The sequence below is a fragment of the Nostoc sp. LEGE 12447 genome, from assembly GCF_015206985.1.
In the GTDB taxonomy this organism is placed as follows: domain Bacteria; phylum Cyanobacteriota; class Cyanobacteriia; order Cyanobacteriales; family Nostocaceae; genus Nostoc.
This window is the reverse complement of the sequence record NZ_JADEXT010000019.1, coordinates 85,933-106,331: the sequence shown is the minus strand read 5'-3', so window position 1 is coordinate 106,331 and position 20,399 is coordinate 85,933. Positions and strand designations below refer to the sequence as shown.

Below are 20,399 nucleotides of genomic sequence, written 5' to 3'. Positions count from 1 at the left end.
GCCCAACCGTTATTCATGAGTTGCTGGGTTGATTTTTATTACAATGGATGAATCAATTCCTTCTACCCTAGCTCCCGAAAATTGGCCTTTTAGTTTAGAATTATTGCCACAACCCGCTTACATGGTAGGTGGCGCTGTACGAGATGCACTACTTGGCAGAACTCGTGAATATCTGGATCTAGATTTTGTCATACCATCGAAGGCGGTAAAGGTAGCAAGAGCGATCGCTCATCATTACAAAGCTGGTTTTGTGTTACTTGATGCAGAACGACAAATTGCTCGTGTGGTTTTTCCCCACGCCACAGCCGACTTTGCTCAACAGGAAGGAGATAGTTTAGAGGTTGATTTGCACAGACGAGACTTTACAGTAAATGCGATCGCCTATAATCCCCATACACAAGAAATTATCGATCCTCTACAAGGCTATGTAGACTTACAACAGGGCATTTTGCGAATGATATCACCCGCAAACTTAGAAGATGATCCTTTGCGTTTAATGCGAGGTTATCGGCAAGCCGCCCAATTAGGTTTTACTATTGAGCCAGCTACCCGAAGCGCAATTTGTTCTTTAGCATCACATCTGAGCAAAGTTGCAGCCGAACGAGTTCGGGTAGAAATTGGCTATCTACTGGCAAATTCTCAAGGTACTCCTTGGATCGCTAGTGCTTGGGAAGATGGTTTACTTGCCCCTTTTTTCAAAAATGCTACTCGTGAAAGCTTGAACAAACTAGCCGCTATTGACGATGCAGCCGCCTTAATCACAGAAAATTGGCAACAATTAGGCGCAAAACTCCAAGAATATGTCCGCGATAGTATCAAAACGACTTGGTTAGGTATTGCCAAACTTGCTTGTCTTGTCAATCCCAATCCAGAATTAGCAGAAATAGAGCTACAACAACTAACTTATAGTCGTGCCGAAATCCGGGGTGTAACCACTGCTCTGAAATTGTTACCGCAGTTTAAAGTAGTTGATATGTCTTTGCGAGAACAATATTTATTATTCCGTGACGCAGATATTGTGTTTCCCACTGCGGCAGTATTGGCTGTGGCACTTGATAATTTGGTAGAGGCGATATCTGGTGACAAGCCACAAGTCGCTACAAGTTTGGAAACCAAAGCAAGGGACTGCCCTGTCTTGACACTTTTAATCAACCGCTACCTTAACCCTGACGATCTGGTTGCTCATCCCTCTCTACTAGTGAGCGGGAAGGAGTTGATCATAGCATTAGATATTCCAGCTTCACCAATCATTGGACAACTTTTGACAGAAATTGCCGTAGCACAAGCTGAGGGTAAAGTCTCAACACCAACAGAAGCGATCGCTTATGCACGTCAATTACAAGAAAAGGCAGAAGGGAAATAAAAAGAAGTGTATCTAGCGTTTTGAAGGGTGCGTTCCTTCTCCCTGCTAAATTGAGGGAGTTAGCTGTAGTACTAGCCAGAAAATTGTGATCGTTTAATCAATATTGTCAGTGTACGTATCATCTATGCTACTATTTGCTTGATATTATCATGTTGTGTTTTTTCCTGAAATTTAGCATAGATGGACAACTTAATGAATTATACACCAGTCTATTTATTTCATGGACTAGTTAGTCTCCAGAATGTGTTTTCGTATATTTACTTAAATAGCTACGAGAAAAAAATACCTCTCAGTTTTCCTAATAAGCGGAGTCTTTATGCGTAGCCTTTTTTGGATAGGACTAACTGCTAATGAATGGAATGCCTTTAATTTTGGTTGTAGAACATAATCTACATGATTTAGAGCTGCTTAATTCTCATCTAAGAATATTAAATTTTTCATGCATTTGTACCAAGCAAGGGGTGAGGGCTGTGATGTTAGCACAAACTCATCAACCAGATTTAATCCTACTAGATACGATGCTATCTAATTTGAGTGCTAACCGAGTCATTGATGACCTCAAACACAATTTAAAAACTGCTACTATCCCAATTATTGCAGTAACACCTTTAACAGAGGTACAAGATGATGAATCCACTAAGCTTGCAGGATTTGATGATTGTATTACTAAACCCTATGATTTTAATCAATTAGAAGTAGTAATCAGTCGGCATATTCAGTTTCAAAACTTAAGTATTTAATATTATAAGTAAGTAAGCGTAAATAATTGTCCTTTGGATAAGGCAATAGGGTCTTAGTCTAGTTGATTTTTATTTACATAGTTTGATTTTATTTATTATACCAACTTACTTAGTAGATGTTCAAGAAATAGACTGAGAGAGTTTTCTGTAGTTTTGCAATATATTTATTACGAATTTATTTAAGCTAATTATCTAATTTTGGCAATGCAAAAGTTGTTAATCAATGATTAATGAAGTCTCCCATTAACTACTGCATTGATGGTAATTTTTTGATGGGTAATCAGCTTATTTTGTGTTCAATAAGTGTAGGCATCGCCTGCATTTCCCAAACCAGGAATAATATAGCTATATTCATCCAAATTATCGTCTATTAAATATGTATAGAATATCACATTGTAATATTGCCTACAAAATCGCTCGATACCTTATGGTGCAGCGAATAAGCAGACAGTTGCATATATCTGCACCAAACACAAAGACTTAATCAACGGCTTGTTAGGATAACCGATCGCAGCCAGATCACTGGTCAAAACACCTTCAAAGGCGATCGCGTCAACAACTCTATAAATATGCTCCCAGTTTATTCAAATAAAGTACGACGCAACTGTGCTTCTGCAATCCCAAAGCGCTTGCTAATTTCTGGTAAATCCCAAATTAGGCATAGTCATTATTTCTTTAGGGATGTTTTCTCCGCTATTAGTCACTAGGAATGCGTCAACTACCTCTAGCGAGTTTTTATTTTTATGACCCTGAATGTCGAGTGTAATATTAGTCATATTGCTGAATACAATAAATCACACAGGAAATTCATAAATAGCAATTAATCAGCGTGAATTTAAAGATGACTTTAAAAATGGCTCAGTAGATATATTTTGTGAGAAAGTTAATACAAAGGTATATTCACTGATTTCAAATTCATGGATTCTTTATCTATCAATTCCTTACTTGAAGAGTTGAAAAACCCCGATGCTACAGTCCGGGACAAAGCAACCAGAAAAATCTGGCGGATCTGGTTTCAGCAAAAGGGAATCTATGGGCTGGAAATAATTGACCGTAGTCAAAAGTTGCTGGATGCGGGTGAAATTGCTGAAGCTGAAACAGCGCTGACGGCACTAATTAAAGACCAGCCAGATTTTGCCGAAGCCTGGAATCGTCGTGCTTTCCTCTATTACAGTATTGGTGATTATCAAAAATCTTTGGCAGATTGTCAGATGGTTGTACAAATAAATCCGATACATTTTGGGGCACTTCACGGTATGGGGTTGTGTTATGCAGCACTAGGAGAATATGGTGAAGCGATCCGAGCTTTTAAACGTGCTTTAGAAATTCAGCCCTATTCACTAGTGAATCAAAAGTTGATTCTAGAATGTACATTTAGATTCAGCTACAACGGCAGATAGGAGAAAGCATCATACTGTTTTATGAATCTGTCATCACCCTCATCAACAGCAATTCATCGCCTTAGTCGCCACAATTTTATTCAATACGCTTCTATCTGGATTGGTAGCAGCGTTATTGCTGCTTGTACTAACAGCAACCAACCATCAACTAGCAATTCTCAGTTGGATAAAGTTACGTTAGGTAAAAACTGGATACCACAAGCAGAAAACGGCGAATTTTACCAGGTGATAGCCACTGGTATTTACAAAGACTATGGTTTAGATGTCAATATCAAAATGAGTAACTTTCAGCTTTCCAGCGCTACTCAATTATTGATGGGGGGTACGGTAGATTTCTTTATGGCATTGATGCCGTGAACGCAATAGCACAAAGTATTCCCAAAATTACAGTCGCAGCAATTTTCCAGAAAAAACCCTGGTGTCTTATTACACATCCCAACCCAGCAATTAAAATCCTTGCCTACTTCAAAGGCAAACCAATTTATATTAAATAAGTGGCATGAAAGTGCTGTAAAAAATGAGAATTAAAATTTAAAAACACAGAGGAGTTAATTCTCTGCAAACTCGTGCGTCCCTATGCGTCAAAAAAAAGGATATCAACTATGACGATAAAATTGGATGCCCTGATTAATTCTTTAGAAGGTATAGAAACCATTACTGATTCTGCCCAAGTAGCAAAATTATCCCAGGATTATCACAACTTTAGCCCGGTACTGCTACCGAAACTAGAGGGAAAAGTCGGGGATATTGTAGTGCGTCCCGCCAATGAAGCAGAAGTTTTAAAAGTTGCAGCCGCCTGTGCGAAACACCGTATACCCGTGACAGTGAGGGGTGCGGGAACAGGAAATTATGGGCAATGCGTACCCTTACATGGCGGTGTAATCTTAGATATGACCCGGATGCAAGGGATTCCTTGGATAAAACCGGGGGTGGCGCGCGTAGAAGCTGGGGTGAAGTTGGCGGCTTTGGATAAAAAAGCCAGAGAGATTGGTTGGGAAATTCGGATGGCACCCTCGACTTACCGCACAGCGACAATTGGCGGATTTATTACTGGGGGAAGTGGGGGTGTTGGCTCGATCCAATATGGGTTACTAAGCGATCGCGGTAATATCTTAGCACTGCGAGTAGTAACTGTAGAAGATGAACCCCGTGCGATCGAATTACGCGGTGATGATATATACAAGGTGAATCATGCTTGGGGAATTAACGGCATCATTACCGAAGTAGAAATCCCATTGGGGCCAGCTTATCCTTGGGCAGAAGTTATTGTCACATTTGATGACTTTATGACAGCAGCAAAATTTGGTCAGGCTCTTGGTAATGCTGATGGCATGATTAAAAAGTTGATTTCTGTCTTTGCATCCCCAATACCCCAATACTTTCACGCCCTACAACAGTACATTCCTGAAGGGACTCACGCAGTATCTTTGATAATTGCTGAATCGAGTTTAGAATTCTTACCGGGTTTGGTGCAGCAATACGGCGGCCAGATTACTTATGAAAAACCAGCCGAAGAAGCAGCTAAAGGAACACATTTAATAGAATTTAGCTGGAACCACACTACCTTACACGCCCGGAGTGTAGATACTAGAATTACCTACTTACAAAGTATGTTCCCTAGCGCTAACAGTTTGCAAGTGGTAGAGCAGTTCTATCATCACTTTGGCGATGAAGTGATGATGCATTTAGAATTTTTTCGCCTGAACGGTGCTGTAGTTATTGCTGGTTTGCAACTTGTTCGCTACACCACAGAAGAACGCCTCAATGAAATTATTCGCTATCACGAAGAACAAGGTGTAAGTATTGGCAATCCCCATACGTATATTATGGAAGACGGAGGCAGAAAAGTTATTGCTCCTGAACAGTTAAAATTTAAAGAAATAGTTGACCCATATCGGTTGATGAATCCTGGTAAAAGCAAGGTTATCCAATTACCAATTCAAAATTAGCAATTTACAGAAACACATACAGCAGACTTCAAGTTGGTGTTTACAAGCTAAGTCAATAAAGCAGGTTTTAGTTCTGTTAGCGTAGCCGATTCTGACTCCTTAATTCTGCTGTTTCAGAACTTTCTCTTTAATAATGAACACTGAAATAAACTCTAGAATACCTGTTGCGTTAACCATTGCTGGTTCAGATAGCGGTGGTGGTGCAGGAATTCAAGCTGATTTACGCACCTTTGCTTTTCACTGCGTCCACGGTACTAGCGCTATAACCTGCGTCACGGCACAAAACACTCTAGGAGTGAAAAGGGTCGATGCTATGGCAACAGAGGCTGTTGTGGCGCAAATTCAGGCAGTAGTTGAGGATATTGGCGTACAATCTGCCAAAACCGGGATGTTGCTCAATCAGGAAATTATTTTTGCTGTTGCCCAGCAGGTGGAAGCTTTACAAATCGAGAATCTAGTAGTTGATCCAGTAATGGTGTCACGTACAGGGGCACAATTGATTGATGATGATGCTGTGAAGACTCTATCCCATACCCTGATTCCCAAGGCAGTTATCATCACGCCGAATCGCTACGAGGCACAGATTTTGAGTGGGTTACAAATCAATTCCTTGGAGGATATGCAAGCTGCTGCCGAAATTATTCACAAGACTTTACGGACGAAGGCTGTTTTAGTCAAGGGCGGCGGTATGCAGGGAGATTTGTGTGGCGTTGATATCTGGTTTGACGGGGATAAGTTGGAAGTTTTGACTTGTCAGCAAGTAGAGACAAAAAATACTCACGGTACTGGTTGTACACTATCAGCTGCGATCGCTGCTAATCTGGCTAAGGGAAATGACTTGTGGTCGTCAGTGCAACAGGCTAAGGAGTATGTGACTACTGCACTTACTTACGCCCTAGATATTGGCAAAGGGCAAGGCCCTGTAGGACACTTCTTCCCACTTGTGGGGACTAAGGACTAGGGACTGGGGGCTGGGGGCTGGGGACTGGGAAGATTAACCAATTCCCAATTCCCAATCCCCAATTCCCAATCCCTCATAATAAATCTTTGCCCTTTCGGAATTTTTCTATTATTCTTGGGCATAGTTTCAGGGCTGACTATCTCTGTTAGCATCTCTGTACGATCTACTTACCTTGATTTTTAATACCAAGCCACCGATGCGAACAACCATAGGTTCTGTTCACAGAAATTCGCCAACACCGACTACTCAAGCCTACCCTCCCTCTGTACCACTATCTGTATACAGAGAATTGTCAGCAGAGTTGCAAGCAGCACAGGCGAGGCTAAATGCACTCACTACCCAAAATCAGCAACTAACACAAGAAAATCAACTATTACGCCAAGAAATTGTCAAAGTTGTTGATTCTTTTTCTCATTTGCAAAATTTTGTCGATTCCCATGTTAAGCCCAGCTATCAGCAAGCCACCCAAGCTTCTAGCGATGTGAAAAGCGCCGTGAAAGTGCCAGTAAATCAAGCGCCTCCACGCCAGCAGGTTGCTCATCCGCGTCCACCTGTTGTCTCCAAAGCTCCACCCGAAAAAAGCCGCCGCCAAAACTTTGCGACACCTGTAATGGAAATTAATTTCCCTATACAAGAACCAGTTTTTATAGAAGAGCAACAAGTAAGTTATTATTCCACTACTGAGTCAGATCCCAAGGGACTCAATGGCTGGTGGTTAATTATCACTATCTTGCTAATTATGTTTACTGCCTTTAGCGCTGGATATTTTGTTGTACGTCCCTTGTTTGAACATCAGAAACGTTAGTTGACATTCCCACAGTCAGCAGCAGGCTAACGAGCAATTTCTCTGCAATCACTCTCTAAATATCTGAAGATATCTGCTAAATAGCGGAATTTATCTATTTTTAGGTTATAAAAGCTACATAATATGCTAGCTTGACAACAAATTCTTTATATTAGAACCTCAAAGATTATCTAATTAATAAATCCTTGCTGGTTCTCATGTTTCAAACATCAAGCAAAGAATCTACACTGTAAAAAAGTGGTAATTATTACATATCTTTTAGGAAAAGCACTGGTAGTTACAGCTTCAGACAAAGGATCTGGTTAGATATATAAACGAAGCTAGTAGAAGTCAGGAGTCAAGAAGATGAAAAAAGTAGAAGCTATTATCCGCCCATTTAAGCTAGATGAGGTAAAAATTGCCTTGGTTAACGCAGGTATTGTTGGTATGACTGTTTCTGAAGTTCGGGGGTTTGGACGGCAAAAAGGCCAAACTGAACGGTATCGCGGTTCTGAGTACACCGTTGAGTTTTTGCAAAAACTCAAAGTGGAAATCGTTGTTGACGACAATCAGGTTGATATGGTGGTAGACAAAATTATTGCTGCTGCCCGCACTGGTGAAATCGGCGATGGTAAAATTTTCATCTCGCCTGTTGAGCAAGTGATTCGGATTCGGACTGGCGAAAAGAACACAGAAGCAGTTTAAAAAAGTTATGAGTTAAGAGTTATCGATTGTGAGTCAGGACTAAATGAATGAAGATTTAACAGAATTCATAAATCCTAACTCTTGTAGAGACGCGATTAATCGCGTTTCTGCTCTTAACTTTTGTACAGACGCGATTAATCGCGTCTCTTAACTCTCTCCAATTGTGGGAGTAAAGCTGTAAAAGCCTTGCCTCGATGACTTATTGAACCCTTCAACTCTCGTGTCATCTCAGCAAAGGTCAATTGCAACTCTTGCACATAAAAAATTGGATCGTACCCGAAACCACCATCACCACGAGGTGCGTGAAGAATTTTACCACGACAAATACCTTCAGATTCTAATACGATCGCACCATCAGGACGAGCGATCGCTACTGCACAAACAAATTGTGCTTGTCGATTTACCTCGTTGCCTAATTCTTTCAATAACCTAGCAATCCTTTCTGAGTCCGTTTTGGCGTAACGTGCAGAATAAACCCCTGGTGCGCCATTTAGAGCATCTACTTGCAAACCCGAATCATCAGCAATCGCCCAGTTCCCCGTAGCTTTAGCAATTTGTGATGCTTTTAGACAAGCGTTAGCGGCAAAGGTTTCGCCCGTCTCTTCAATATCTAATTCTTCAGGTTTGAGGGTTAATTCCCAACCAGAATTTTCCAGGTAAGCCTGCATTTCCTTCAACTTACCTGGATTTCCTGTAGCTACTACAAGTAATTTGGTCATTTGTCATTTGTCATTGGTCATTGGTCATTAGTCATTTGTCCTTGGTAAATGACTAATGACTAATAATAAATTTTACCCCGCCCACTGTTTCGCCCAAGCAAGAGTTTGATGCACTTGCTCAATTGTTGAGGCTTCGCAGTAGAGGCGTAAAACTGGCTCAGTCCCGCTAAACCGGATCATTAACCAGCTTTTATCAGCGAGGCGATATTTGTAGCCGTCAATTGTTTGGCAATCAATTACTGCTAACCCTGCAATTTCTGTTAAGGGTTTGGTTTGCAGCTGTTGCAAAAGACGCGATCGCACTTCCATACTTGCTAAGGGTAAATCAATGCGATCGTAAGCTGAGGTAAATCCTGTTTGTTTTTGCAAGTAGCTATTATACTCGCCTAAATCCAAACCAGATTCTACGATCGCCTCTAGGACGTACAATGCTGACAACAGGGCATCGCGTTCGGGAATATGGCTGCCATAGCCAATTCCTCCCGATTCTTCGCCACCTAGCAACACTTTTGCTACTAACATTCTGTCAGCGATGTATTTATAACCAACTGCTGTCTCAAAGACTGAGAGGTTATGTAGTGCTGCTACAAGGGGCATTAAGTCGGAACCACTGACGGTTTTGACTATTTCTCCAGTAAAACCGCGCCGCAGGGTTAAATGGTCGATTAATATCGGGATTAAGACTTGGGAACTTAGGAAGTTGGCTTCTCCATCCACTGCTGCAATGCGATCGCAGTCTCCATCAAATACCAACCCCACTGTTAAACCTGATTTATCGGTTTCTCGGTGAGCTTTGATGACTCCAAAAAGCTTTGAAAGGTATTTAGGTAAGGGTTCCGGCGCACCACCACCAAAGAGGGGGTCGCGTTCTGAGTTGATTTCTTTGACTTGATTGCCTAGTAGTCTCGCCAATCCGCCAGCCGCAGCGCCATGCATGACATCTGCAAATAACGTTAATTTGCCAGATGCGATCGCTTGCCGAAGTTTAGCAATATCAACTTTACGTTCTAGCGCTTGGGTATAACTGGGCCAAGGATCAAATTTTTCTTGCTTACCTGGGGTCGCTGCTAGAGGTACTCCCACTGACAACTGCTCTTCTATCTTTTTTGTGACTTCTGACGGTACTGACCCACCAAAATAACCCTTGACTTTTAAACCCAAATATTTACCAGGATTATGGCTGGCTGTAATTACCAGTGCCCCTAAAGCATTGAGTTCTTTTGCTGCCCAACTATAAGCTGGGGTTGGGGCATAGCTCTCGCTCAGTAGCACATCAAATCCGACAGCACTGACAGTATCGGCGACAGCACGAGCAAAGTCTTCAGCCATGAATCGGCGATCGTAACCGACAATAATTGTCCGGCTACCCACCGTAGAAAAATATGTATCATATAATACTTTTGCGGCAACTGGCGCGACCAGGGCTAGGCGTTCAAAGGTGAACTCGTCACCAATAATGCCCCGCCAGCCGTCTGTACCAAACTTGATTGAGTTAGTTACAACTGGCATCTAAGTATCCTAACTGTCTACTTGAGGATTCTAGCATTTATACAGTGTGCAGAGTAAAAAAAGAATCTAGTAAAAATATGTACTAATAATATTCGGCTGTTTCAACACAAAAACGAGCAAATTTGTGCAATGGAGTGCGTAGACACGCAGCTACTTGTCGTCAGACAAAACCTTTTGGCTCACAAGTGAAATCCACCTTCGTAGACTTTTCACATGGTATCTACTACGCAGGCTTGGTTTATGTAAAGGCGAATTCTAATCGCTAAGTATTCCAGTATTATCCAGATTTGAATGCATTAGCTGTTCTACCTCGGCAGCTTTTTCACTTAAATCAAGCTCTCTGTAGATTTGCAGACTTTCTGTTAAAAACTGGGTAGCAGTTACCTTAGTACCTGATTGATGATGCTGGGCCCGGTTCAAGTATATTTCGCCCAAGAGTTTACGGGATGAAGCTTCTAGTTCTCCGCGATTGTATTCCTGAAAAACTTGGAGGGATTCTTGGGCTAGTTCTTCGGCTCGGTCAAGATTTTTTAAGACGCTGACTTCCATATAAGCACGGGCGATATCAAGAGCTTCATCTGCTCGATTTACTGTCTGTCCCAGTTCGGCAAGATATGCCAAGCCAGTATTATAATATTCTTCAAATTGGGCAATTTGTTCTTTCAATGACGAGTCATCAAAAGACGACAGACGTAAGCGTTCTGAGCAGATTAAGCTAAAAACAATGTAGTTGTAACCAAGATTTTCTTTATAGTCTCCTGTGGTATTTATTTGGATGGCTTGACGGCTATTTTGTTCAGCTTGCGCCAGTAATTCAAAAACCACTGCTCGATCTGAAGTGTTTTTTGCTAGTAAACGTTGACTTTTACCAAGTTGCATATAGCGTCTAGCTTCACTCTCATCATGACCTAAGTGATGATAAAGATTTTTACTTTGCTGGTAATATTCAATCGCCTTCGCATAATCATTTAAATTGCGGTAGCAACTAGCGATCCAAGACAGTTGATTAGCTATATTCTCCTCTAGACCCAATTGCTCATAAAGGTCATGGCTTTGTTGGAAGTAGGCGATCGCTTGTTCATATTTGCCCCAACTTTGATGAATCCAGCCTAGTTGAAAGTAGGCACGAGCTATATTTGGTTGGTCTTCTAAATTTTGACACTGTGCCAAGCACTTTTGCTGACACTCAAATGCTTGTTCATATTTACCCCATTCTCGGTAGCATCCAGCTAAGTTGTACCACTGACTAGCCACATCTTTTTCTTTACCCAATTGCTCATAAAGGTCATGGCTTTGTTGGAAGTAGGTGATTGCTTGTTCATATTTGCCCCAAGCTTTATAAATTCGACCTAGTTGATTGTAGCCATCCGCTAAATTTGTTTGGTCGTCCAGTTGTTGACGGATTGCTAAATCCTTGAGTTCATATTCGACTGCCTGCTGATATTTGCCCCATCCCCGATAGCAACTAGCTAACCAGTACCACAAGTTAGCCACATCCTTCTCTTTGCCTAATTGCTCATAGAGATCGCGGCTTTGTTGCAAGTAGGCGATCGCTTGCTCATATTTACCCCATGCTTGATATATACGTCCTAACTGATAATGAGCAAGAGCTATTCTGGTTTGGTCATCTAACTGTTGGCGAATTGCCAAATCCTTTTGCTCACACTCTACGGCTTCCTGATATTTACCCCAATTACGATAGCAATCAGCTAGCCGATACCATTGGTTAGCTATATCTTTCTCTTTACCCAATTGCTCATAGAGTTCATGGCTTTGTTGGTAATGGGCGATCGCTTGTTCGTACTTGCCCCATGCTTGATAGATGCGTCCCAAATGCGAGTAGGCAAGACCTATTCCAGGTTGCTCGTCTAACTCCTGGCGGATTGCCAGACACTTTTGCTGAAACTCAAGTGCTTGCTCATATTTACCCCATTCTCGGTAGCATTCAGATAGGTTATACCACTGGCTGGCTACATTTTTCTCTTGACCTAATTGCTCATAGAGTTCGCGGCTTTGTTCGTAGTGGGCGATCGCTTGTTCGTATTTGCCCCAACTTTGATGAATCCAGCCTAGTTGAAAGTAGGCACTAGCTATATCTAGTTCGTCTTCTAACTTTTGATATTGTGCCAAGCACTTTTGCTGACACTCAAGTGCTTGTTGATATTTACCCCATTCTCGATAGCATCCAGCTAAGTTGTACCACTGACTAGCTACATTCTTCTCTTTACCCAATTGCCCATAGAGTTCACGGCTTTGTTGGAAATAGGCGATCGCTTGTTCATATTTGCCCCAACTTTGATGAATCCAGCCTAGTTGAAAGTAGGCACGAGCTATATTTGGTTGGTCTTCTAAATCTTGAAATTGTGCCAAGCACTTTTGCTGACACTCAAATGCTTGTTCATATTTACCCCATTCTCGGTAGCATCCAGCTAAGTTGTACCACTGGTTTGCTACATTCTTGTCTTGACCCAATTGTTCATAGAGTTCACGGCTTTGTTGATGATAGGCGATCGCTTGTTCATATTTGCCCCAACTTTGATGAATCCAGCCTAGTTGAAAGTAGGCACGAGCTATATTTGGTTGGTCTTCTAACTTTTGAAATTGTGCCAAGCACTTTTGCTGACAATCAAGTGCTTGTTCATATTTACCCCATTCCCGATAGCAACTAGCCAGCCAGTCCCACTGGTTAGCTATATCTTTCTCTTTACCTAATTGCTCATAGAGGTCACGGCTTTGTTGGTAATGGGCGATCGCTTGTTCATATTTACCCCATGCTTGATACATGCGTCCCAAACGCGAGTAGGCCAGACCTATCCCGGTTTGGTCATCTAACTGCTGGCGGATTGCCAATTCTTTTTGCTCACACTCTACGGCTTGGTGATATTTACCCCATTCTTGGTAGCAACCTGCTAAGTTGAACCACTGACTAGCTACATTTTTGTCTTGACCCGATTGCTCATAGAGTTCTCGGCTTTGTTGATAATGGGCGATCGCTTCTTCATACTTACCCCATGCTTGATATATATGTCCTAGCTGATAATGAGCAAGAGCTATTCTGGTTTGGTCATCTAACTGCTGGCAAATTGCCAAATTCTTTTGCCCACGCTCTACGGCTTGGTGATATTTACCCCAATCACGATAGCAATCAGCTAGCAAGTACCACAAGTCAGCTACATCCTTCTCTTTACCTAATTGCTCATAGAGATCACGGCTTTGTTGGTAGTGGGCGATCGCTTGTTCGTATCTACCCCACTGTTGATAAATTCTTCCCAACCAAAAGTAGGAGAGAGCTATTCTCGTTTGGTCTTCTGAGATTTGGCGGATTTCCAAACACTTTTGTTGACACTCGACAGCCTGCTCATATTTGCCCCATTCCCGATAGCAATTACCTAACCAACTCCACTGGTTGGCTACATTCTTTTCTTTACCCAATTGCTCATAGAGGTCACGGCTTTGTTGATGGTAGGCGATCGCTTGTTCATATTTACCCCATACTTGATAGATGTGACCTAACCGCCAGTAGACAAGAGCTATTCTAGGTTGCTCGTCCAACTTTTGGCCAATTGCCAATTCTTTTTGCTCGCACTCTAATGCCTGTTCATATTTTCCCCATTCTCGGTAGCAATCACCTAACCAAGACCATTGGTTTGCTACATTTTCCTCTAAACCCAATTGCTCATAGAGATTGCGGCTTTGTTGGTGGTAGGCGATCGCTTGTTCATATTTTCCCCATTCTTGATAAGTTTTAGCTATATTCCACAAATCACTTGCTTCATCTTCAGGCTTGCAAAACTCTCTGTCTATAGCTAACGCCTGCTGGAAGCATTCTAGTGACTGCTCGTATTTGGTGTGTAAGCGATGACAAATACCGCGATTTCTCCAAAACAGTAGAAAAGCTGATGGATGAATATATAAGGCTAGTTTTTCAAAGCATTCCTGATAGTAGTCAATTGCTTGATCAAATTTATCTTGTTCCTGATAACAAGTTGCAATTGACCAAGCTATATAAGCACTGTACCTGACATTTGGCTGAACATTGATTTCTTCTAGAAGCTCCACAGCTTTTGTATATTTATCTGTACGAATATAAGATATTGCAGTGAGTAAGTTTAATGCCCTTTGAGAGTCTTGATCCCCACCATAATTTTCTAGACTATTTTCTAGAGTCGATGTCATTTCTTCACCTAGTTCTTTAACCAACTCTCTAAGACTACAAAATATATTAGGCTCTAGCTGATTAACAATATCAATGGCACAATTAACTAATCCTATCCCTGATTCACCACAAGCAACATAAAGAATAGCTGTCTGTGCTTTTACCCGGATCTCTTCAGTAAATGTTGAGTCATTAGCAAATTCTTTCAGTAGTACCAGAACTTCACATTTTTGGTTAAATAGTTCAATTTGGCGCAGTAGCCTTAACAGTTGTTTAGTTGTATCATCGTCAAAGTCTGTATCCAAACCAAGATAGGTCATAACTAATTTTTGAATTAGCTTTTTGCGACGACTGCTATTGACCTCAACTTGAGTTAAAATCTCACCCGCAAACAGCAAATCTTTTAACCGTAATTCCGACTGGATAAAGTTAGTACTTGATTCTTTTGGCAAATCTGACCAGATGATAATTGCATCCTGTGAAGATGCATTTTTCATTTTTAATTTCACACCAGGAATTACAGGTTCATAAGCCTCAAGATTACTGAAAAGCTGCTCAACCAGCTTATTAACCTGTTTAGGAGAATAAATTCCGTAATAGCCTAAAGCTAGTAGAATTGGCTCATTCCAACGCGGCTCATGCAAATGTTTACGGATAATTGCTAAAATATCGCTTACTTCATTGTCAGCAATATAACGTGCAGCAAAATACTCCTCAAACGTCAGGTGCATAAAGCCGTAGACTCCAGGCGCACGTTCCACAAATAAACCTGTGGTTTCCCGCACTTTTCGTAAAAATTCCTGCACGGCTTGGCGTACTGAGTCTGATTCTAGATCAGTATCATTTAGTTCTGCTAGCTTTGCTGCTAATTGTTGTTCAACTTCTGCCTCAGTGACTAAACCAGAGGGCTTTTCCTCATGCATCCAGTAAGCCAGTGGTGCTAAAAATGCAACTACTTCATTTTGGTTGAGCAGCACTTTCGGAGCATCTGGCAACTTCTTACCTAGCTGCCAATCTTCGGTTAAGGTTTGCACTGCTAATTCATAAAGTTTCACCCGACGGTTAGGTAGGCGCTCACCATTGCGGTGAATCAGTGCCAAAATTGTCAACAGTAGAGGGTTCGCTGTCAAGCGCTTTACACCCTCATTATCTTTTATTGCCTCTAAAATCTTCCTTGCTTGGTCATCTCCTGCTCTTTGCCATTGTGCCTCACTAGCTTCTGGCTGCTGCGCTCGTTCTATGGCCAAACACCAGCGTTCCAGGAATTTTTCTACCTGTTCACTACCCATATCTTCAATAGTGAACTCAGCAAAGCGGCTGCTCAGTTTCACATCGCGGTAGCCAGCTATCCGACTGGTAATGACAAACTTATTAGTAGAGAAAGTATTGACAAACTGATCAATTCTTTCCACAATCAGCCTACGGCTTTCTTGTTCAAATACCTCATCTAGCCCATCTAGCAGTACCAAGCACTGCCCTTGGTGCATTTTTTCTAATAGTAGCGCCGCCATCTCAGTTCCCGCTTCCACTTCATCTTGAAAGTAAGCTTCCCACTGGCGGTAGAATTGGCGCAGATAGTCCAGCAGACTCAAATCAGGTTCTTGTTGCAGTCGTTCTGCATAATCGGCAATACGAAAGAAAATTGGCAATAGAGCTTTACCCAATTCTTCTTGGGGTTCGCCACCTATTACTGTTTCATTACTATCACGTTTTGCTGTAGCAAAATGTAGCGCTAGATAACGCAGTAGCGTTGTCTTACCCGCACCTGGAGCGCCAAGAATTACGCAGTATTGATTCTCGCGCACTGCATGAGATAAATCAATTCTTTTTGTTACCGTTTTGGTGCTAGTAGTGGGTGTTGAACTTAGTAAAACTGGTTCGTAATAAGAAGGTTCGTCTAAATCGTAGGGGCTAGATATGCTCATGCTAAACCTATGTTCAGCTTGGCGAAATGTAGTCATCTCTTGGTCTAGTTTCGACGTTTCTGTAATCTGCTGTCGCCTTACTGCTTGCAGTGAAACATAAATTTGATCCAGAAAAATATCTACTTGGCGCTGGACTTGCATCACGCCACTGATTTTGAGATAGGAATTCTCAGCTATCAGCCACTCCAAATAAGGATAAAACAAGGGATTTACAGGTGGACGTGCCTCAAATTTCACCAACTTACCCCGCCAATCCCAGAAATCAGGCGCACGGTTACGAAACTCTTCTAAAAATTCCTCTTTATTCAGCCAAAAAATTATGACTAATTCCCGACCAAATAGCGAGTCTCTACCTAAATTCAACTGCTTCATCTCTTGTTTCAGGCGTGATGTCGGCAATTGGTCAATTCCAAATGCCATTATCAATTCGCGTTTAGTTTGAGAATTATGCAGCCCAGTTTCATCTAAACTGTAGAGAAAGTTATAGAGTGAATTATCACTGTAAAAAAAGTTTTGAGGTTCTTTAAAAGAATGATACCCATCTGCTAAAAGTAACTTGATTTCCTCGACTACTGGATGTTGTGGCCCACTCTCCGGTGCAATAGCAAAAATTGTCGTTGTCCCACTAGATAATTCTAAGAAACTAACTAATTTATTTAGCTCTGTTGCGTCATTTGCACTTATAGAATAAGTGGTAGATTCGTTAGAAGTCATTTTTATTAATGAATAATTGCTGATTGCGAGAGAAAACAACTATTAAATTTTTGGAGCGTTAGCAGCTTGCCAACGTTGTAAATCTTCTAATAGAATAGGGTTCACATCAAACCAGGATTTTTTACTGCGATCGTAATAACCTAATACAAATTTGTTTTGCAAAAGCTCATCACAAATCACAAACTGACCTTTATTAGGCAAACTATGGGTGTTAGTAGTTAAGCAACCTGTGCGGTGAACTTTATCTAGTTCGGGGAAATGGTAATCACTTAAATTATATTCTCTGCGAACTTCTTGCACAGCCTCTTTAGCAACATCTAAGTCTACATATATCAAATCTAGCCTTAAAGAAACTTCACAAGCTGTACGAGCCAGTCGCACCAAGTCACGCATAACACCGCCACTTTTTTCCGAAATTAGTTTTAGCGCATCTGGATTAAATAAACCCTTATAAGCATCACCTAAACTTGCTAAACGCTTATGAATTACACTATTAAGAATGTCTCTACCAAGTTGATTAGGGATGGTAGTAGGACATAAATTTTCATCGCACTCAAATACTGGTGGATTAGTTAAATCTAAGCATTTTTGAAAGCTTTCCATTGGTTGACGAAAGCTTGGAGAATACCTAAGTGAAATTGGAATCGCATATATAATATGGCAACTTAGCTGAGTCAGCAGTGGACTAGCGAACATTTCCAAGGCTGTAACTTGATCGTGTCGATCAAGACCATCTACAATTACCAGTAACTTTTGGTTGTTTCTTTTCTCAGCAGCTTCTATGATGGCGTTAACTCGCTCAATGATTTTACTAAGCTGCGGACGAATATTGAGAGTTGTAGTAACTTTTCGAGTTAGTCCTTGTTTAAGAATTAGACCCAGTTTTTTGATAATTTCTGGAAGTTCAAGACCAGTATTTTCAACGTCTTCATCTTGATAAACTACAGTTTTGAGACTTTCGAGTAAATCATTTAATAAATCGTCTTTTAAACCCCAGTCTCGTTGAATAACTTTTTCAAAAATTTTAATTCCAATTAAGACTACAACCTCAGCATAGCCAATATTGTACTGGTCGAGAGCAGTTACAGTATCAATCCAAACTACTGTATACTTGCTGTTCAAATGTTGTTCTAATCGCCGCAATTCTGTAGTTTTGCCACCACCCCTGTGACCTGCTAATAAAAATTTAGCTGGGTCGTCTTCCATATCCAAGAAAGTGATTAAATTCTCTACAGGACTGTTAGCTCGCTGGACATAAAAATTTCTCAGTTCTTCAGGTGTAGTAAGTGGTTCCTCTGGCTTAAAAAGCTGATAAGCAGGCTTCCAAAAACTGGTATTACTCATGGTGACAAATCTCAACTGATATCAAACGGTGTTTTGGCTTACACTCGTCTAGCACTGTATAACTGGGTAATTTCCTGCTGTAGATTGCTATAAGTGAAAAACTTTATACTATAGCCCTAAATAATACTGAATCCCACTTTGAGTGCATACTAGAAATTAATGTGCCTAGATAAGGCAACGAATTGCCATAAGTCCAGTGCTGAAGACGGGTTTTTCAACCTAAGCGACTGACGAACTAAAAGGGAGGTTCCGTCAATTGTAGCGACTACCGTACAAAGTAGCTTTTGGTCAGACATCGCATCTCTGTATAAACATTAATAATCCTTAATAGTTAATACTATTAAGGATTGTTAATATGAGCAAAAACTGCTCACAAAGCTGATTGTTTCTTAAAAATCATCAAGAAACTGACTAAGGCGACTGATTACGGGGTCAACCTCTTGAGGAGGGGTAGCAACAGTATAAGAAGTATTATTTACTACTTCTAATTGAGTTGGAGACGGAACGAATGAGCGATCGTTGACTATGAGCGCCAGTTGTGCGACTTGTTGGGAAAGTTGCAGTAGATGATGTTCCATCGCCTCCAAACGATTAGATCCCTTGGCAAAGAAACGTTCCTCAAGTCCAGCCACTTGACGTTGCAGTTCACCGATTTGTTGTTCAATCGGTGTTGTTGCTGCTGTTTGTGGAGCAGGTTGTACAGATTCCGGTACACATAAAGATTGCCACAAGGCTTCTTTACAGAGGTCGCTGAAAGTCTTGTCTGGTTGTTTTTCCAAATAACTTTCTACTTGCGCTAACAAGCTTTCATCAGCAAGCTCTGGGTTGAACGTGACGGATTTAACTACCTTTTTTGACCATTGGAACATCAGCTTTATGCCCTAGCAGCGCGATTGGAGGATAATTGTGCCTCTCCATAAATATACTGCCCCAAAGCATTCGCCTGACGGGAAGGTGCTGCTAAATGAGCATTAATCTTTGCTTCCTTGAGTAGACGTTGAACGTCGTCCCAGAAGAACTCACCACCGCCACCAGTGAGAATCACATCGGTGACGCGTTCTGGCAACCAGGCTAGCACACGGCTACAGATTTCGCGCGAAAACATCTCTGTAAGGTTGGGAAGAAAATCGTCTAGGTTGGTGGGCTTGCTAGCGCCTTTAGGACGGTAATAGCGTTCACCTCTGGGTTTGTTAACAGCAGAAATCAGCGCCAGAGATTGACTATCTGCTCCCTCGATTTCGGCAGACACCAATTCATAAAACTTATTCATACCGAAGTCTTCGCTCTTAGAAGCACCTCTAGCAAAACGGAAGTTATCTACCATCAAAAGATCGACAGTTTGATGTCCAATATCAACGATCGCTACCGATATTTTTGTAAAATCGGGACTGCTAGGACTTTTCTTCGGTTGAGCTTCAGACCACAGCAGGCTACCGTAGCCCTCTGGCATTACCCATACCTTACTCACATTCAACGATATAGATTCGCCTCGGAAGTTCAAGACATGAGGGCCACCTACTTGGCTAATCAACTGTGCTTTTTCCTTTTCAAATTGCTCTAAAGAAAGAAAAGGCAGACCAAGTACAACTGAGATATCGTCTCTGAGTTTGAAGTAGCCAGCACTTGCTAACACTTTTACCAATGCAGCCTCTACCTTAGATTGGCCGACTCCTAAATTGGCCCCAAAATCTGCTGCTAGTTGACCAACAGCATATCCATTTCCTTGATACTCCAGCCACAAATCCATTAAGGGGTCAGTAGCTCTAGCTTCAAAAACACCACCGCGTACTTGTTCTATTGACATCTGCTTGACATTGGCAGGTACGAATACCACACTGCCGGGTTCACGACTTACACAAGTTTTTGTGGAAGTTCTACCTAAATCAACACTGAGAATGGTTTTCCCTGAACCACCGCCTGACTTGGTAGTAGTGGGAGGATTATTATTAACAGCATTTATGGGAGTCGTCGATGCTAACGGCTGCCTATTCATGGGTATAGCAGCACTATTCATAGGGTTAGCGGCGGAAGGTTGGTCTGTCATGAAAGCTCCTAGTTCAAACTTAACTGTAAAAAGTTGTCATGCTCATCTTACAAAAATGCGAGCAACCAGAAATTCTAGGTTGCGTC

Annotated in this window: 16 protein-coding genes; 8 read left to right on the top strand and 8 right to left on the bottom strand. The window is 41.5% G+C overall.

The genetic code is table 11. The features are described 5' to 3' along the window. Positions 1-43: 43 nt before the first annotated feature. Positions 44-1,363: a CCA tRNA nucleotidyltransferase gene (locus tag IQ274_RS19840; protein WP_163933653.1), complete on the top strand. Its 1,320-nt coding sequence runs from the start codon at positions 44-46 to the stop codon at positions 1,361-1,363. A gap of 350 nt (positions 1,364-1,713) precedes the next feature. Continuing rightward, positions 1,714-2,103: a response regulator gene (locus tag IQ274_RS19835; RefSeq protein WP_163933649.1), complete on the top strand. Its 390-nt coding sequence runs from the start codon at positions 1,714-1,716 to the stop codon at positions 2,101-2,103. A 296-nt stretch (positions 2,104-2,399) separates the two neighbouring features. Here IQ274_RS19835 and IQ274_RS36625 read toward each other — a convergent pair whose 3' ends face one another. Both IQ274_RS36625 and IQ274_RS37750 read right to left on the bottom strand, forming a co-directional pair. Beyond that, positions 2,400-2,525, bottom strand: coding sequence for a uracil phosphoribosyltransferase (locus tag IQ274_RS36625; protein WP_322745255.1), 126 nt, complete (start codon positions 2,523-2,525; stop codon positions 2,400-2,402). 158 nt (positions 2,526-2,683) lie between these two features. Further along, positions 2,684-2,758 carry a hypothetical protein gene (locus tag IQ274_RS37750; protein ID WP_194143214.1) on the bottom strand — a complete coding sequence of 25 codons (75 nt, stop codon included), beginning with the start codon at positions 2,756-2,758 and terminating at the stop codon, positions 2,684-2,686. A gap of 262 nt (positions 2,759-3,020) precedes the next feature. On the opposite strand from IQ274_RS37750, the gene IQ274_RS19820 reads away from it, so the two are divergent. The 6 genes from IQ274_RS19820 (at position 3,021) to IQ274_RS19795 (ending at position 7,902) form a co-directional block, all read left to right on the top strand. Further along, complete coding sequence (locus IQ274_RS19820) at positions 3,021-3,503, top strand: tetratricopeptide repeat protein (RefSeq protein ID WP_114084950.1); 483 nt, start codon at positions 3,021-3,023, stop codon at positions 3,501-3,503. A gap of 21 nt (positions 3,504-3,524) precedes the next feature. After that, positions 3,525-3,860: a hypothetical protein gene (locus tag IQ274_RS19815; RefSeq protein WP_194143199.1), complete on the top strand. Its 336-nt coding sequence runs from the start codon at positions 3,525-3,527 to the stop codon at positions 3,858-3,860. A gap of 245 nt (positions 3,861-4,105) precedes the next feature. Further along, positions 4,106-5,452 (top strand): FAD-binding oxidoreductase, encoded by a 1,347-nt coding sequence (locus IQ274_RS19810; protein ID WP_194143198.1) that lies wholly within the window; start codon positions 4,106-4,108, stop codon positions 5,450-5,452. A 133-nt stretch (positions 5,453-5,585) separates the two neighbouring features. Continuing rightward, entirely contained in the window at positions 5,586-6,413 is an 828-nt protein-coding gene (gene thiD / locus IQ274_RS19805) for a bifunctional hydroxymethylpyrimidine kinase/phosphomethylpyrimidine kinase (protein ID WP_194143197.1), read from the top strand. Positions 6,414-6,609: 196 nt separating this feature from the next. Continuing rightward, positions 6,610-7,218 (top strand): hypothetical protein, encoded by a 609-nt coding sequence (locus IQ274_RS19800; protein ID WP_194143196.1) that lies wholly within the window; start codon positions 6,610-6,612, stop codon positions 7,216-7,218. A gap of 345 nt (positions 7,219-7,563) precedes the next feature. Then, positions 7,564-7,902, top strand: coding sequence for a P-II family nitrogen regulator (locus IQ274_RS19795; RefSeq protein WP_012410794.1), 339 nt, complete (start codon positions 7,564-7,566; stop codon positions 7,900-7,902). 134 nt (positions 7,903-8,036) lie between these two features. On the opposite strand, the gene rdgB is transcribed toward IQ274_RS19795, so the two are convergent. The 6 genes from rdgB to IQ274_RS19765 all read right to left on the bottom strand — a co-directional run bounded on the left by rdgB (position 8,037) and on the right by IQ274_RS19765 (position 20,313). Beyond that, complete coding sequence (gene rdgB / locus IQ274_RS19790; protein WP_194143195.1) at positions 8,037-8,621, bottom strand: RdgB/HAM1 family non-canonical purine NTP pyrophosphatase; 585 nt, start codon at positions 8,619-8,621, stop codon at positions 8,037-8,039. A 72-nt stretch (positions 8,622-8,693) separates the two neighbouring features. Beyond that, a complete protein-coding gene (locus IQ274_RS19785) occupies positions 8,694-10,130 on the bottom strand; it encodes a phosphoglucomutase/phosphomannomutase family protein (RefSeq protein WP_194143194.1) in 1,437 nt (478 codons plus the stop codon). 255 nt (positions 10,131-10,385) lie between these two features. Further along, entirely contained in the window at positions 10,386-16,925 is a 6,540-nt protein-coding gene (locus IQ274_RS19780) for a tetratricopeptide repeat protein (protein ID WP_194143193.1), read from the bottom strand. Between the two features lie 42 nt (positions 16,926-16,967). Continuing rightward, positions 16,968-18,269 carry a P-loop NTPase fold protein gene (locus IQ274_RS19775; protein ID WP_194143192.1) on the bottom strand — a complete coding sequence of 434 codons (1,302 nt, stop codon included), beginning with the start codon at positions 18,267-18,269 and terminating at the stop codon, positions 16,968-16,970. 389 nt (positions 18,270-18,658) lie between these two features. After that, the gene (locus IQ274_RS19770) at positions 18,659-19,138 is read right to left on the bottom strand and encodes a plasmid segregation centromere-binding protein ParR (protein ID WP_194143191.1); all 480 of its coding nucleotides are present in this window, start codon (positions 19,136-19,138) and stop codon (positions 18,659-18,661) included. Between the two features lie 5 nt (positions 19,139-19,143). Beyond that, positions 19,144-20,313 carry a ParM/StbA family protein gene (locus IQ274_RS19765; protein WP_012410800.1) on the bottom strand — a complete coding sequence of 390 codons (1,170 nt, stop codon included), beginning with the start codon at positions 20,311-20,313 and terminating at the stop codon, positions 19,144-19,146. Positions 20,314-20,399: the final 86 nt, after the last annotated feature.

Coding starts and splice junctions, on each gene's coding strand:
- IQ274_RS19775 (WP_194143192.1), bottom strand. CDS start 18,269: ATGAGTAATACCAGTTTTTGGAAGCCTGCTTATCAGCTTTTTAAGCCA.
- IQ274_RS19835 (WP_163933649.1), top strand. CDS start 1,714: ATGAATGGAATGCCTTTAATTTTGGTTGTAGAACATAATCTACATGAT.
- IQ274_RS19765 (WP_012410800.1), bottom strand. CDS start 20,313: ATGACAGACCAACCTTCCGCCGCTAACCCTATGAATAGTGCTGCTATA.
- IQ274_RS19820 (WP_114084950.1), top strand. CDS start 3,021: ATGGATTCTTTATCTATCAATTCCTTACTTGAAGAGTTGAAAAACCCC.
- IQ274_RS19810 (WP_194143198.1), top strand. CDS start 4,106: ATGACGATAAAATTGGATGCCCTGATTAATTCTTTAGAAGGTATAGAA.
- IQ274_RS19780 (WP_194143193.1), bottom strand. CDS start 16,925: ATGACTTCTAACGAATCTACCACTTATTCTATAAGTGCAAATGACGCA.
- rdgB (WP_194143195.1), bottom strand. CDS start 8,621: ATGACCAAATTACTTGTAGTAGCTACAGGAAATCCAGGTAAGTTGAAG.
- IQ274_RS19795 (WP_012410794.1), top strand. CDS start 7,564: ATGAAAAAAGTAGAAGCTATTATCCGCCCATTTAAGCTAGATGAGGTA.
- IQ274_RS19815 (WP_194143199.1), top strand. CDS start 3,525: ATGAATCTGTCATCACCCTCATCAACAGCAATTCATCGCCTTAGTCGC.
- IQ274_RS19770 (WP_194143191.1), bottom strand. CDS start 19,138: ATGTTCCAATGGTCAAAAAAGGTAGTTAAATCCGTCACGTTCAACCCA.
- IQ274_RS19785 (WP_194143194.1), bottom strand. CDS start 10,130: ATGCCAGTTGTAACTAACTCAATCAAGTTTGGTACAGACGGCTGGCGG.
- thiD (WP_194143197.1), top strand. CDS start 5,586: ATGAACACTGAAATAAACTCTAGAATACCTGTTGCGTTAACCATTGCT.
- IQ274_RS19800 (WP_194143196.1), top strand. CDS start 6,610: ATGCGAACAACCATAGGTTCTGTTCACAGAAATTCGCCAACACCGACT.
- IQ274_RS19840 (WP_163933653.1), top strand. CDS start 44: ATGGATGAATCAATTCCTTCTACCCTAGCTCCCGAAAATTGGCCTTTT.